This is a genomic window from Marmoricola sp. Leaf446 (assembly GCF_001424755.1).
In the GTDB taxonomy this organism is placed as follows: domain Bacteria; phylum Actinomycetota; class Actinomycetes; order Propionibacteriales; family Nocardioidaceae; genus Marmoricola.
The window spans coordinates 330,120-341,916 of record NZ_LMRF01000005.1; the positions used below are offsets into that span (position 1 = coordinate 330,120).

Here is an 11,797-nt window from a genome sequence, read left to right on the forward strand (position 1 = left end):
GGACAACTACACCGGTGTGATTCGCTCGTGTCCTTCGACGGCGCAGGGTCAGGCGAGCGTCAGGGCCCGGATCGCGATGGCGACCACGGCCAGCAGGGCGACCGCCGCGACGGCGCCCCACTGCACCAGCGAGCGCCGCTGCTTGGGCGCGTAGACCATCGCCGCGCCGATCGCCGCGCCTGCGGCCAGGCCGCCGAGGTGCCCCTCCCAGGAGATGCTCGGGAGGGTGAAGGTGATGACCAGGTTGATCGCGATCCACACCAGCACCTGCTGGGCCTCGCCCCGCACCTTCAGCGCCACCACCGCCAGCGCGCCCATCAGCCCGAAGATCGCGCCCGAGGCGCCCAGCGTCTGGGTGTTCTCCGGCGACAGCAGCATCACCACCGCCGAGCCCGAGAGTGCCGAGACCAGGTAGAGCGCGAGGTAGCGCGCCCGGCCGAGCACGCTCTCCAACGTGGGCCCGAGGAAGTAGAGCGCCAGCATGTTGAAGGCGATGTGCAGGGGCTGCACGTGGGTGAAGGCCGAGGTCACCAGCTCCCACACCGCGCCGTCGGAGACGCCGCGGACCAGCTCGACCGAGCCGTCGCCGTAGCGCTTGACCGCCGACTGCGGCAGCAGGGCGAGGTAGTCGGTCAGCCGGCTCGAGCGCCCGCCGGTGGCCAGCACGGCCAGCCAGACCAGGACGTTGAGCCCGATCAGCACGAAGCTGGTCAGCCGGGGGTCGGAGACCCGCTTCCCGCCGTACGGCGTGAGCAGCTGGCGCGTCGACCGGGCTCCCTCCGCCACGCACTCGGGGCACTGGAAGCCCACCGCCGCCGAGCGCATGCAGTCCGGGCAGATCGGCCGGTCACAGCGCTGGCACCGGATCCAGGTCTCGCGGTCCGGGTGGCGGTAGCAGGTCGGCGGCGCCTCGGGGCCGCCCTGGGTCACGGGCGCTCGATCTCCACCGACTCGATGACCACGGCGTCGACCGGGCGGTCCATGGCGCCGGTGCGGGTGGTGGCGATCGCGTCGACGACGTCGCGGCTCTCCTGGTCGGCGACCTCACCGAAGATGGTGTGGCGACGGTTCAGGTGCGGCGTCGGGGTGACGGTGACGAAGAACTGCGAGCCGTTGGTGCCCGGGCCGGCGTTGGCCATGGCGAGCAGGTAGGGGCGGTCGAACTGCAGCTCGGGGTGGAACTCGTCCTTGAACTTGTAGCCCGGGCCGCCGGTGCCGGTGCCGAGCGGGCAGCCGCCCTGGATCATGAAGTTGGGGATGACCCGGTGGAAGCCGAGGCCGTCGTAGAACTTCACCCCGGACCGGCCGGCGTCGTCCTGGTAGTCCTTGGTCCCCTCGGCGAGGCCGGTGAAGTTCTCCACCGTGGCCGGCGCGTGGTCGGGGAAGAGGTTGATGACGATGTCGCCACGGTTGGTCTTGAGCGTGGCCTTGAGGTCGGACATGTCTGCCTTTCGGAGGCGGGTGCGTGAGTCGGCACCGATCCTCCCACGCGGCACCTACCCATCTCCCCTCGCGTGACACGGGTTTAAAACTCCCCACCACCCAGGCATGATCAGGGCTGACGCCCGCGCCCACGCGCGTGGGCCACACCTGCAGAGAGGGACCTCGCACACATGTTTCGCAAGAGCCGCAAGGACAAGCTCGTCGACCAGGCCCAGAGCCTGGCCCACGACCTGACCGAGGCCATCGTCCCCCGCGTCGAGAAGGCGCGCGAGGACCTCAAGCCCGTCCTCAGCGACGTCCGCGACGCCGGGGCCGCCCGCCTCGCCGACGCCCGTGACGCCGTCGCCCCCAAGCTGGCCGACGCCCGCGACGCGGTCGCCCCCAGGCTGGCCGACGTCCGTGACGCCGGGGCCTCGCGCCTCGCCGACGCACGCGACAACGCGGCGCCCTACGTCGAGACCGCGCGCGACCGCACGATCCTCGGCGTGCAGCAGGTCGTCCACGACGTGCGCGACCAGGCCCACCAGGCAGCCGCGGAGGCCGACCGCCGCCGCGTGCTGGCGACCGCCGCGCTCAAGGGCGAGGACGTCAAGAAGGGCGGCAAGGGCAAGAAGGTGCTGCTCGTCGTCGCGCTCGGCGTCGTCGGCGCCGTCGTGGGCAAGAAGCTCGCCGGCGGCGACCAGAGCGACAACTGGCAGTCCTCCTACACCCCGTCGCCCGCCCCGGCCGCTCCCGCGGCACCGGCGACCCACCCGGTCACCACGCCGGAGGACCCGGCCGAGCAGGTCGACGTGACCGACACCCCGGACCCCAAGGTCTGAGCTCCGCACCACCCCGCACCACCCGCACGTCCCGGCCTGCCCCGTCCGCTCAGCGGCGGGGCAGGTCGACCGGTCGGTGCTCCTGCACCCAGTCGTCGACCCGGTCCCACCAGTCGAAGAGCCACTCGATGCGCTCCTCACGCCCCTCGGGGATCTCCTCGCGCGGGATCCGCCACCAGCCCATGCTGATCCGCTTGTCCATGGGCAGCGCGTGCCACACGTCGCGGACGCTGACCACGTGGTCGAGCCCCGTGTGCGCCACCAGCAGCACGTCGGTCCCCGGCGACGCGTCGAGCGCCGCCAGCACGCCGCCCGGACGGGGTGCCAGCACGTGGACCATCTCCTCGGCCCGCCGTGCCATGCCGTGCAGCCCCAGCCGGTGCAGCCGGGCGATCGAGCGCTCCCGGCGCTCCGGGGTGAAGTTGCCACCCTCGGGGAAGATCACGAACGCGTCGTTCTCGTCGAGGCCGCGAGCGAGCTCACCGACCTCGGTCTCCCGGTCCTGACCCGGGCGCGGGGCGGAGACGAACCGGCTCGGCAGCCGGTGCAGCAGCACCCCGAGCGCGGGGTCCCACGCGAGCGCCGCCTTGAGCACGACGCGCGGCTCGCGGCCGTACCAGTGCATCAGGGTGTACATCAGCGTGAACGAGTCGCCCGGGCCCGCGTGGCGGCAGAACACCAGCAGTGGCTCCCCCGGGTGGGCGTCCGGGGTCGGGCCGACGGTCTCGATCTGCAGCCGCAGCACCCGCCGTGCCTCGTGGAAGAAGATCCACAGGTAGGCCTGGACGATGTCGTAGTGGATGCGCTCGAAGAACGGCCGGCGCAGCCACAGCCCGAACCCCGAGGCGATCCACAGCCCGAACAGCTCCACCAGCGCGAGGCTCTCCAGGGTCAGGTGCACCACCAGCAGCCACAGCAGCCGGACCGGCCGCAGCCAGCCGGGGGCGAACGGCGAGAGCAGCCCGGCCGCCACGAGCCACAGCGGCAGGCCGACCCACATCGCGACCGTCAGCGCGACCGTGGCCGGGGCGACCACGACCCGCTGCGCGACGCGGGTCAGCACCCGTGCTCCTCGAGGTAGGCGCTGCTCTGCTCGTACGCCGCCTCGATCCGCCGCGCGACCCGCCGGGTGTCGCGGTAGGCCAGCGGGGAGTCGTCGGCCGCGGTGCTGCCCGAGGGCAGCACGTGGGCGGTGACGTGGTCGGGCAGCTCGGCCAGCTCACGAACGAACCGGTGGCGCCGGGCGATCTCGAAGGACACCCGGGCCACCTCCCACGGCCGCCGCGGGACCGTCAGTGGCCGCTCCACCCGGCCCACCTGGAGCACGAAGACCCGCTCCGCGCCCAGCTCCACGGCCTTGCCGAGCGGCACCGAGTTGACCACGCCGCCGTCGAGGAAGTGCTCGCCGTCGACCTCGGCCGGGGGCAGCAGCCCGGGGACGGCCGCGCTGGCCATGACCGCGGGCACGACCGGTCCGGAGTCGAACCAGTGCTCGGCCGAGCGCTCGATGCAGGCGGCCACGCAGCGGAACTCCACGGCGAGGTCCTCGAAGCGGGTGTCCCCGAGCTCGGCCTCGAGCCGGCGGCGCAGCGGCAGCGCCGACTGCAGGTGGGTGCCGGTGCGCACGGCCCGCCCGACCTGGCGCAGCGGCCCGTCGGCGTACACCGGGTCCTCGCCGGAGACCGAGCGCCACAGCTCGAGCAGCCGGTCGACCGCGGTCGGGGTGGGGTCGGCCGCGACGACGAGGCCGTTGAGGGCGCCGACCGAGGTGCCCAGCACCAGGTCGGGGCGTACGCCGCGCTCCAGCAGCGCCCGGAGCATGCCGACCTCGACCGCGCCCAGCAGCCCGCCGCCGCCGAGGACGAAGGCGGTCCGGGGCGCGCCGCTCACGAGCGGACCGGGGCGGCCTCGGTGGTCGCGAGCGTGCGGGCGGTGGCGCGACGCTCAGCCCAGAAGCTCAGCAACGGGACGGTGCCGCACAGCAGCGTCACCAGGGTGAAGCCGATCGGCCAGCGCGCCCTGCGGGAGAGCAGGAAGGCGGCGACCAGGAAGATCATGTAGAGCCAGCCGTGGGCGACGCCCAGCACCGAGGTGATGAACTCGCCGATGGCGTGCGGCCGGCTGCCGACCGTGGTCCACACGGGCGTGCTGGGGAAGACCCCCCACATCTCGGTGCCGTCGAAGTTGGCGAGCGGCACCCCGACGAGCACCAGCACCACCAGCAGCACGCCGACGATGGTGGCCATCACCTGGTAGAACCGCAGGTTCGCGCTGGTCGTCACACCGGCGAACCTACCTGCTCGACCTCGGCCTCCTGCTCCCGCTCCAGGGCCTCGACGGTGTCCCGGCACCACCGCCACCAGACGTAGACCGCGAAGCCGCCGAAGACCCACCACTGCACGGCGTAGAGCAGGTTGCGCAGCGACGTGACGGCCGAGACCTCGGGGATGCTCTCCGGGCTGACGGCGGCCAGGCCGCTGGTGCCCGAGGAGGCGTCCCGGGCGACCACGAACCCGCTGTAGAGGTCGGCCTCGACCCGCTGGGTGATGCTCGCGACCCGCATCTCGGGGATCACGTCGTCCGCTGCGTCGGTGTCGGGCAGGCCGCTGCCCTCCGAGGGCTGCAGCCACCCGGTCAGGTCGACCTCGCCGCGCACCGGGGCCGCGTCCGGGGTGGGCGACCAGCCGCGCACGACGGGCAGGGCGCTGCCGTCGCCGCCGTCCACGAGCACGGGCGTCACCACCCAGTAGCCGCGCTGCCCGCCCCGCTGCCCGTCCCGCAGCCGGTCGGCCACGAAGAGGGTGCTGGCGGGGACCCAGGTGCCGCGCAGCGCGACCGGCTGGCCGACGTACTGCCCGGGGAAGGGGTCGTCGGGCCCCATCGCGTCGGTGAGCGCGACCGGCGCCGCCGAGCTGAGGTCACGGGCCTCGGCCTCGCGCCCGTGCTGCCACGCCGAGAGCTGCCAGAACCCCAGCCACGTCGTGGCCACGAGGGCCACGACGAGCAGCAGGTGCCCGCCCCAGTGGCGGGGGCGGAGCATCTCGGTCACCGGTCCAGGCTACGTTCCCGCGCCTGGTGCCCTAGACTCGTGGCCGCCGAGAGGGAGTAGTCCCCAACAGCCGTGTCGACACACTGGTCCCCCCACGGGGATCCGGTACGGCGGGCCACCGCGAGGTGGCGGACGAGACTCTCGACCAGTCCGACGCACCCCAGAGATGCGCGTCCTGGTCGAGACGTGCCTCCCCAGGGCCCGCTTCGTCCCGGGCGCCGAGAGGAACCCCTCCGATGTACGCCTTCCTGCTGTCCACCGCGGTGATCTTCGTCGCCGAGCTGGGCGACAAGTCCCAGCTGATGGCGATGACCTTCGCGACGCGCTACCGCGTCCGCGACGTGCTCATCGGCATCACCGCCGCCACCGCCCTGGTCCACCTCGCCTCGGTCGGCATCGGCTACTGGGTCGGCGACGCGTTCGCCGAGTCCCAGGACACCATCGCGATCGTCGCCGGCGTCGCGTTCCTCGCCTTCGCGGCCTGGACGCTGCGCGGCGACGAGCTCACCGAGGCCGAGGCCAACAAGGCCAAGAGCGCCACCGGGGCGGCGATCCTCGCCGTCGGCGTCGCGTTCTTCCTCGCCGAGCTCGGCGACAAGACCATGCTCGCCACGATCACCCTGGCCACCCAGGAGGGCTGGCTCGGCACCTGGATCGGCAGCACCGTCGGCATGGTCGCGGCCGACGCGCTCGCCATCGTCGTCGGCGCGGTGCTCGGCAAGCACCTGCCCGAGCGGGTCATCAAGTACGGCGCCGCCGCCCTGTTCGCGATCTTCGGGCTGGTGCTGATCGCCGAGGGGCTGGGCTGGTTCTAGTCGCGGTCGCCGGCCTGGTCCGGAGCCGGGCGACGCATCCACACGTGGGGGATCCCGTCCTCGACGTAGCGCTCGCCCGGCACGAACCCCAGGCTCGCGTAGAACGCCTCCAGGTGGGCCTGGCCGCCCAGCTCGACCGGCAGGCCCGGGTGCTCGGTGGCGCACACCTCCAGCGCCCGCTCCACCAGCGCCCGGCCCAGCTGGCGACCCCGGCCGCGGCCGGCCACGATCACCCGGCCGATCCGCGGTGCGTCGTACGACGCGTCGGGCGCCAGCACCCGGGCGTAGGCCACCAGGTCGCCCCCCAGGTGGCCCAGCAGGTGGCGGGTGCCCGGCTCCAGGTCCTGGCCGTCGGGGTCGAGGTAGGCGCACTCCTGCTCGACGACGAACACCTCGGCGCGCAGCACCAGGACGTCGTACAGGGTGCGGACGTCGAGGTCGGCCGCGGGGACGACGGTCCAGGTGGGCGGCTCGGGCAGGTCGGTCATCGCCCGCCGAGCCTAGGCGACGGTGCGGCTCCAGCGCCGGACGCCGGCCTTGAGGGCGGCCAGCCGGCTCTCCTCGAGCTCGGCGACCACCCGGGCGGCCAACGCGTCCAGCGCGTCGACCTGGGCGGGGGCGAGCTCGCGGGGGTGGTCGTCGAGCACGCACAGCGTCCCGACGACGAGGCCCGAGGGGCTGACCAGCGGGTGCGAGCCGTAGAAGCGGACCCGCCCCCACCGCCCGTCGACGAACGGGTTCGCCGCCCAGCGCGGGTCGGCCGAGGCGTCGGCGACGTGGACGGTGCGGCCCTCGTCGATGATCGCGTGGCACAGCGTGTGCTGACGGGCCTGCAGGGTGACCTCGACCCCGACGGCCGCGACGGTGCGCTGCGTCGTGGACTTCATCAGGTTGATGGCCACGATCGGGACCTCGGCCACCCGGGCCGCCTCGAGCGCCAGGTCACGGAGCCAGGGTGCGCCCTGCTGCACGTGGTCGTAGCGCCCGACCTCGAGGTCGCGGTGCACCGAGGTGGCCAGCGGGACGGCCACCGACTCGGGGCGGGGCGGGGACTGGACGTGGGTCACGGCGACTCCCGACGGGTCGGGGACCTCGGGAAGTCCGGGTCCGGAGGCGTCGATAATGCCACTAAACCGGACAAACTGTCTCGGTCTGAGCCGTGTGGGCTAGCGGGTGGTCTACCCGCACGGGGTGGTGGAGCCTAGGGGACTCGAACCCCTAACCCCCTGCTTGCAAAGCAGGTGCGCTACCAATTGCGCCAAGGCCCCCGGTGGAGCGGCTCAGGCCTTGCGGACCGGGTCCGTGGCCTCGCGCCAGAGGTCCTGCTCGTTCTTGCCGTCGTCGAGCTTGCGCTTGGCGAACAGGGCTGCGGCGCCGGTGAGCGCGAGCACGAGGATCTTCTTCATTTCCGTGACCTCCTGGGACGACCGGGTCAGCCTAGACGACCCGAGACCCGCGCCAGCACCTTGGTGGTGACGCGGTCGAGCACCGCGAGCTCGTCGACGGTGAGGTCCTCGAAGACCAGCTCGCGCACCTCGCGCACGTGGTCCGGGGCGGCGGCCACGATGGCGTCGCGGCCGGCGTCGGTGAGCTGCACGAACCAGCCGCGGCCGTCGTCGTCGCACTCCTCGCGGCGCACCAGGCCGCGGGACTCCATCCGCTTGACGTGGTGGGAGAGACGGCTGCGCTCCCACTGCAGCTCCGCGGCGAGCACCGAGACTCGCACCCGGCCGTCGACCTGGTCGGTGAGCTGCACCAGCACGTCGAAGTCGGGCAGCGAGAGCCCGGAGTCCTGCTGCAGCTGGCGGTGCAGCGCGGCGGGCAGGGCCGCCTGGACGGCGAGCCACCGGCGCCATACCCGCTGCTGGTCGCCGGTCAGCCACGGGGCCTCGGAGGTGATGGACACCGGCGGATCGTACGTCGGTGGATGACACATCAACTAATCGTGTAGCGTGACGTCTCGCCCACCACCCGAAGGACGACCATGACCTCGGCGCCCGCACCGTCCCCCGACGACCTCGCCGAGCGCCGCGCCCGGCTCCGCGAGACCCACCTGCGCCCCCCGGGCGAGCGGCCGGCGTCCACCGCCCGCGGCCTGCACCACACCGCGCTGGTGAGCAGTGACGTGGAGCGGACCATCCGCTTCTACCAGGACGTGCTGGGCTTCCCGCTCACCGAGCTGATCGAGAACCGCGACTACCCCGGGTCCTCGCACTTCTTCTTCGACCTCGGTCACGACAACCTGCTGGCGTTCTTCGACTTCCCCGGCCTCGACGTCGGCCCCTACGCCGAGGTGCTCGGCGGCCTGCACCACTGCGCCATCTCCGTCGACCCCGACACCTGGGGCGCGCTCGTCGAGCGGCTCACCGAGGCCGGCGTGCCCCACGAGGTGCACAGCGGCGTCTCGGTCTACTTCACCGACCCCGATGGCGCCCGGATCGAGCTGATCGCGGACCCGCTCGGCGAGATGTACGGCGAGCAGGTGCTCTGATGGCCACCACCGTCACCCGCAACGAGGACGGGTCCCGCTGGGAGATCCGCGTCGACGACCAGCTGGTCGGGTTCGCGGCCTACCAGCGCACGCCCGACGAGATCGTCTTCACCCACACCGAGATCGACGACGGCCACGAGGGCGAGGGCCTCGGCGGTCAGCTCGTCCGCGCGGCCCTGGACGACGTCCGCGCGGAGGGGCTCAAGGCCCTGCCCATCTGTCCCTTCGTCCAGGCCTTCCTCAACCGCCACGAGGACTACCAGGACCTCGACTCCCGCCGCTGACCCGCACCACCGCGCCCAGCCGGCGCGGCCCACGTCATCAGCCGACCGGTGTGGGCGATGCCGTCGACCACGGCACGGGCCGAGCACCCAGTCCGAGAGAGCGCCCGATTCGGCTTGTCCAACGCGGCCGGGTGAACGCGGCTGCACCGCGCCGGGGGGACGGCCGTGGTCGGACCAGGTGGGAGACCACGCGGCCCCGCACGCTCGATCGGCTGGGGCAGGAGCCCGTCGCGGCGACCGATCGAGCTCCCGCGCATCCACAGATCGAGATCGACCCTGGTGTTCGAACACACGTTCGATATAGGTTCAGGGCATGCGATGGCAGCCGCGACCCCCCACCCCCGGGACCGCCGCCATCCTCACCCTCGCCGCTCACAACACCCGCGCCCACCGGCTCCTCGACGCCGAACGCGGCCGCATCGCCCTGGACTGGGCCCGCGCCCACGCCCTCGACCCCAACGACCCCGACACCAGGACGCTGATGAGCGACCCCCGGCTCGGGGTGATCACCCTGGGCGCGGCCGGGCTGGTCGTCGAACCGTGCTGCGACGCCGAGCTCGCCGTGGTGCTGCGCGTCCACCCCCTCGCCGCACGCGCCCTGATGGCCGACGCCGTCGACCTCGAGGCCCGCCTCCCCCAGACCTGGAACACCCTGCAGGCCGGGGAGGTCGAGCTGTGGGTCGCCCGCAAGGTCGCCACCGCCACCCGCGACCTCGCCCCCGACGCCGCTATGCACGTCGACGACGCCATCGCGCCCCTGCTCCCCACCCTGCCCACCGGACGCCTCCTCGACGTCCTCGCCGCCCGCGTCGTCGAGGCCGACCACGCCCTGGCCGAGGCCAAGGCCGGCGCCACCCGACAACGCCGCGGCGCCTGGCTCGGCCGACCCGACCCCGACACCGGCCTGCAGACCCTGATCGCCCGCGGCGACACCCACACCCTCACCCAGGTCTGGACCCGCCTGGACCAGGTTGCCCACCTCCTGGCCGAACACCGCCCCGCGACCCCAGCCAGCGGCGACGCCCCACCCACCCTCGAGGAGCTCCGCGACGACGCCCTCGGCCTGCTCGCCAACCCCCTGGCCGCCCTGAAGCTCCTCGTCGGCGCCGAGCACCACGACCTCCCCGAGCCCATCGCCGACGCGGTCCGTGACGCGTCCCCCGCCATGACCCGCCCCCGGGCGGTGGCCTACCTCCATCTCACCCCCGGACTCCTCCACGGCCACGGCGTCGCCCGCGCCGAACAGCTCGGGGCCCTGACCACGACGCAGCTCATCGACCTCCTCGGCCACCACCACGTCACGCTGAAGCCCGTGATCGACCTCGCCGAGGACATCGCCGCCGACTCCTACGAGATCCCCGCCGCGATCGCCGAACGCGTCCACCTGATCCGACCCGCCGACACCTTCCCCCACGGCACCAGCACCACCAGAAGCACCGACCTGGACCACGCCCAGCCGTACCAACACCCCTACGACGACACCGGCCCACCCGGCCAGACCCGCGTGTCCAACCTCGCCACCTCTCCCGCACCGGCCACCGCACCAAGACCCACCACCCCGGCTGGCACCTCACCCTGCACGACGGCAGATCCGTGTGGACCACACCCCACGGCTACGTCCTCGTCACCGACAAGCACGGCACCCGCCACCTCACCGACCACCCCACACACCACGCCACCGAACGCCCACGGCTCCGGGTCGACGTCATCCGCACCCCCCTGCAGCTCGCGTGGGCACCCGCGGCCTGACCCGTCAGGCGCCGAGCTCGGCTGGGCTCGTGCCGTGGCCTGCACCTACGGCGCGGTCACCCGAGTAGTGGTGAGGCGGGGCCTGTTCCACGCTCAGCCCGGCTGGGCGAACCCGCCGGGTGGGGGTGGGGTCAGACCAGCGACCGGTCCCCCGTCAGGAGCCCGGTGGCGCCATGGGCGAGGAATGATCTGCGACGTTCGAGGGTGCTGGCGGCTAGCTCACGGCACAGCACCATCACCGCACCGGGGGCGTCCAGGGCGACCACGGGGACGGCGAGCGTCGCGCGCGTCGGTCGGGGCTCGGTCGGCCAGATGATGCGGATGCGGTGGTGGCGCCACGAGGGAGCGTCGTCGCGCCCGTGCACGAGAACCGCCGGGCGGCGGCCTCGGGTCTCGAGGTCGACGCTGGTGACGTCGTCCCACGCGAGCGCAGCGGAGACGCCCCACCCTTCGAGGCGTGCTCCCTGGGGGTCGATGAGCAGCGCCCGCCGGCGCAGCAGGGTCATCACCGCATCCGGGACGAGCGAGGCGAACAGCAGCACGAACGGCAACAGGAACAACCCCCCGCCGTCCAGCCCCATGCCCAGCGCGGCCGTGACGAAGAAGACGGTGAACCCGACCCCGACCAACGCCACTGACCACGGCACCGAGGTTCGCATCCGGACACGCAGCACGGGCCCGCCGGCACCGGCCACACCGACAGGGCTGGCCGCACTGGCGGGGCTGTCCTCGGTGGAGACGGCCTTCGCGGGCCGTGGCAGCGCCAGGGCCCCGATCTCCATCGCGGCCGCGGCCGCGAGCATCGCGACACCGAGCGCGGGCAGCAGCAGCGGGTCACCGGCGTCGGGAGCCAGGAACGGTACGACGACGAGCAGCACGCCGATGGCGCCGATGACGGCACCGATCATCGCCGCACCCCACCGGCGGCGCTGCGGGGTGTGGTGGGTGGGGGGTCGCTGGTCAGAAGAGGGCATCCCGAGCACTGTCCCTACTGGAAAGCAAGAAGCCCAGGTCGATTGGTGCTTCGAACTGGGCTTTCTCGGGTGGGCCTAAGAGGACTTGAACCTCTGACCTCTTCCTTATCAGGGAAGCGCTCTAACCGTCTGAGCTATAGGCCCGTGAACCGCAGGAAGGCTATCCCATCG

The 11,797-nt window shown here is 72.9% G+C and carries 16 protein-coding genes, 2 tRNA genes and 1 pseudogene; 6 read left to right on the top strand and 13 right to left on the bottom strand.

Going from position 1 to position 11,797, the window contains the following annotated elements:
* Window positions 1–48 precede the first annotated feature (48 nt).
* Both ASG49_RS14240 and ASG49_RS14245 read right to left on the bottom strand, forming a co-directional pair.
* Window positions 49–930, bottom strand: coding sequence for a rhomboid family intramembrane serine protease (locus ASG49_RS14240; protein WP_056542957.1), 882 nt, complete (start codon window positions 928–930; stop codon window positions 49–51).
* Window positions 927–1,442 (bottom strand): peptidylprolyl isomerase, encoded by a 516-nt coding sequence (locus ASG49_RS14245; protein ID WP_056542959.1) that lies wholly within the window; start codon window positions 1,440–1,442, stop codon window positions 927–929. The genes ASG49_RS14240 and ASG49_RS14245 overlap by 4 nt, the downstream gene beginning before the upstream one ends.
* Window positions 1,443–1,613: 171 nt before the next feature.
* Between ASG49_RS14245 and ASG49_RS14250 the strand changes: the two genes are divergently transcribed.
* Window positions 1,614–2,264 carry a hypothetical protein gene (locus ASG49_RS14250; RefSeq protein ID WP_056542960.1) on the top strand — a complete coding sequence of 217 codons (651 nt, stop codon included), beginning with the start codon at window positions 1,614–1,616 and terminating at the stop codon, window positions 2,262–2,264.
* A gap of 49 nt (window positions 2,265–2,313) precedes the next feature.
* On the opposite strand, the gene ASG49_RS14255 is transcribed toward ASG49_RS14250, so the two are convergent.
* The 4 genes from ASG49_RS14255 to ASG49_RS14270 are packed head-to-tail and all read right to left on the bottom strand — an operon-like array spanning window position 2,314 to window position 5,304.
* Window positions 2,314–3,327, bottom strand: coding sequence for a 1-acyl-sn-glycerol-3-phosphate acyltransferase (locus ASG49_RS14255; RefSeq protein ID WP_235562091.1), 1,014 nt, complete (start codon window positions 3,325–3,327; stop codon window positions 2,314–2,316).
* Window positions 3,321–4,154, bottom strand: a complete 834-nt coding sequence (locus tag ASG49_RS14260) for a patatin-like phospholipase family protein (RefSeq protein WP_056542962.1) — start codon at window positions 4,152–4,154, stop codon at window positions 3,321–3,323. Before ASG49_RS14260 ends, ASG49_RS14255 begins: the two co-directional genes overlap by 7 nt.
* Window positions 4,151–4,546 (bottom strand): DUF3817 domain-containing protein, encoded by a 396-nt coding sequence (locus ASG49_RS14265; RefSeq protein WP_056542964.1) that lies wholly within the window; start codon window positions 4,544–4,546, stop codon window positions 4,151–4,153. The genes ASG49_RS14260 and ASG49_RS14265 overlap by 4 nt, the downstream gene beginning before the upstream one ends.
* Window positions 4,543–5,304: an SURF1 family protein gene (locus ASG49_RS14270; protein WP_235562105.1), complete on the bottom strand. Its 762-nt coding sequence runs from the start codon at window positions 5,302–5,304 to the stop codon at window positions 4,543–4,545. The genes ASG49_RS14265 and ASG49_RS14270 overlap by 4 nt, the downstream gene beginning before the upstream one ends.
* Before the next feature lie 245 nt (window positions 5,305–5,549).
* On the opposite strand from ASG49_RS14270, the gene ASG49_RS14275 reads away from it, so the two are divergent.
* Window positions 5,550–6,128 (top strand): TMEM165/GDT1 family protein, encoded by a 579-nt coding sequence (locus ASG49_RS14275; protein ID WP_056542967.1) that lies wholly within the window; start codon window positions 5,550–5,552, stop codon window positions 6,126–6,128.
* Here ASG49_RS14275 and ASG49_RS14280 read toward each other — a convergent pair.
* From ASG49_RS14280 to ASG49_RS14295, 5 genes are all read right to left on the bottom strand, one after another.
* Window positions 6,125–6,616, bottom strand: a complete 492-nt coding sequence (locus ASG49_RS14280; RefSeq protein WP_056542969.1) for a GNAT family N-acetyltransferase — start codon at window positions 6,614–6,616, stop codon at window positions 6,125–6,127. The genes ASG49_RS14275 and ASG49_RS14280 overlap by 4 nt on opposite strands.
* Before the next feature lie 12 nt (window positions 6,617–6,628).
* A complete protein-coding gene (locus ASG49_RS14285) occupies window positions 6,629–7,195 on the bottom strand; it encodes a GAF domain-containing protein (RefSeq protein WP_056542971.1) in 567 nt (188 codons plus the stop codon).
* 125 nt (window positions 7,196–7,320) lie between these two features.
* Window positions 7,321–7,396: transfer RNA gene (locus ASG49_RS14290), tRNA-Ala, on the bottom strand.
* Between the two features lie 12 nt (window positions 7,397–7,408).
* Window positions 7,409–7,534 (bottom strand): DLW-39 family protein, encoded by a 126-nt coding sequence (locus tag ASG49_RS19395; protein ID WP_235562092.1) that lies wholly within the window; start codon window positions 7,532–7,534, stop codon window positions 7,409–7,411.
* A 26-nt stretch (window positions 7,535–7,560) separates the two neighbouring features.
* Window positions 7,561–8,034, bottom strand: a complete 474-nt coding sequence (locus tag ASG49_RS14295) for a MarR family winged helix-turn-helix transcriptional regulator (protein WP_235562093.1) — start codon at window positions 8,032–8,034, stop codon at window positions 7,561–7,563.
* Window positions 8,035–8,112: 78 nt separating this feature from the next.
* On the opposite strand from ASG49_RS14295, the gene ASG49_RS14300 reads away from it, so the two are divergent.
* The 4 genes and pseudogenes from ASG49_RS14300 to ASG49_RS19405 all read left to right on the top strand — a co-directional run bounded on the left by ASG49_RS14300 (window position 8,113) and on the right by ASG49_RS19405 (window position 10,652).
* Window positions 8,113–8,619, top strand: coding sequence for a VOC family protein (locus ASG49_RS14300; RefSeq protein ID WP_056542975.1), 507 nt, complete (start codon window positions 8,113–8,115; stop codon window positions 8,617–8,619).
* Window positions 8,619–8,903 carry a GNAT family N-acetyltransferase gene (locus ASG49_RS14305; RefSeq protein WP_056542976.1) on the top strand — a complete coding sequence of 95 codons (285 nt, stop codon included), beginning with the start codon at window positions 8,619–8,621 and terminating at the stop codon, window positions 8,901–8,903. Before ASG49_RS14300 ends, ASG49_RS14305 begins: the two co-directional genes overlap by 1 nt.
* 601 nt (window positions 8,904–9,504) lie before the next feature.
* Window positions 9,505–9,972: pseudogene (locus ASG49_RS19620) on the top strand (hypothetical protein); the annotation flags it as partial.
* Between the two features lie 524 nt (window positions 9,973–10,496).
* Window positions 10,497–10,652, top strand: a complete 156-nt coding sequence (locus tag ASG49_RS19405) for a hypothetical protein (RefSeq protein WP_235562095.1) — start codon at window positions 10,497–10,499, stop codon at window positions 10,650–10,652.
* A 131-nt stretch (window positions 10,653–10,783) separates the two neighbouring features.
* On the opposite strand, the gene ASG49_RS19410 is transcribed toward ASG49_RS19405, so the two are convergent.
* The gene (locus ASG49_RS19410) at window positions 10,784–11,626 is read right to left on the bottom strand and encodes a hypothetical protein (RefSeq protein ID WP_235562096.1); all 843 of its coding nucleotides are present in this window, start codon (window positions 11,624–11,626) and stop codon (window positions 10,784–10,786) included.
* Window positions 11,627–11,696: 70 nt separating this feature from the next.
* Window positions 11,697–11,770 (bottom strand) — tRNA-Ile (locus ASG49_RS14320).
* Between the last annotated feature and the right edge of the window lie 27 nt (window positions 11,771–11,797).

What these genes read in the sequence shown, in the direction of transcription:
- ASG49_RS14270 (WP_235562105.1), bottom strand. Translation starts at nt 5,304, where the DNA reads ATGCTCCGCCCCCGCCACTGGGGCGGGCACCTGCTGCTCGTCGTGGCC.
- ASG49_RS14280 (WP_056542969.1), bottom strand. Translation starts at nt 6,616, where the DNA reads ATGACCGACCTGCCCGAGCCGCCCACCTGGACCGTCGTCCCCGCGGCC.
- ASG49_RS19410 (WP_235562096.1), bottom strand. Translation starts at nt 11,626, where the DNA reads ATGCCCTCTTCTGACCAGCGACCCCCCACCCACCACACCCCGCAGCGC.
- ASG49_RS14305 (WP_056542976.1), top strand. Translation starts at nt 8,619, where the DNA reads ATGGCCACCACCGTCACCCGCAACGAGGACGGGTCCCGCTGGGAGATC.
- ASG49_RS14245 (WP_056542959.1), bottom strand. Translation starts at nt 1,442, where the DNA reads ATGTCCGACCTCAAGGCCACGCTCAAGACCAACCGTGGCGACATCGTC.
- ASG49_RS14300 (WP_056542975.1), top strand. Translation starts at nt 8,113, where the DNA reads ATGACCTCGGCGCCCGCACCGTCCCCCGACGACCTCGCCGAGCGCCGC.
- ASG49_RS14275 (WP_056542967.1), top strand. Translation starts at nt 5,550, where the DNA reads ATGTACGCCTTCCTGCTGTCCACCGCGGTGATCTTCGTCGCCGAGCTG.
- ASG49_RS14250 (WP_056542960.1), top strand. Translation starts at nt 1,614, where the DNA reads ATGTTTCGCAAGAGCCGCAAGGACAAGCTCGTCGACCAGGCCCAGAGC.
- ASG49_RS19395 (WP_235562092.1), bottom strand. Translation starts at nt 7,534, where the DNA reads ATGAAGAAGATCCTCGTGCTCGCGCTCACCGGCGCCGCAGCCCTGTTC.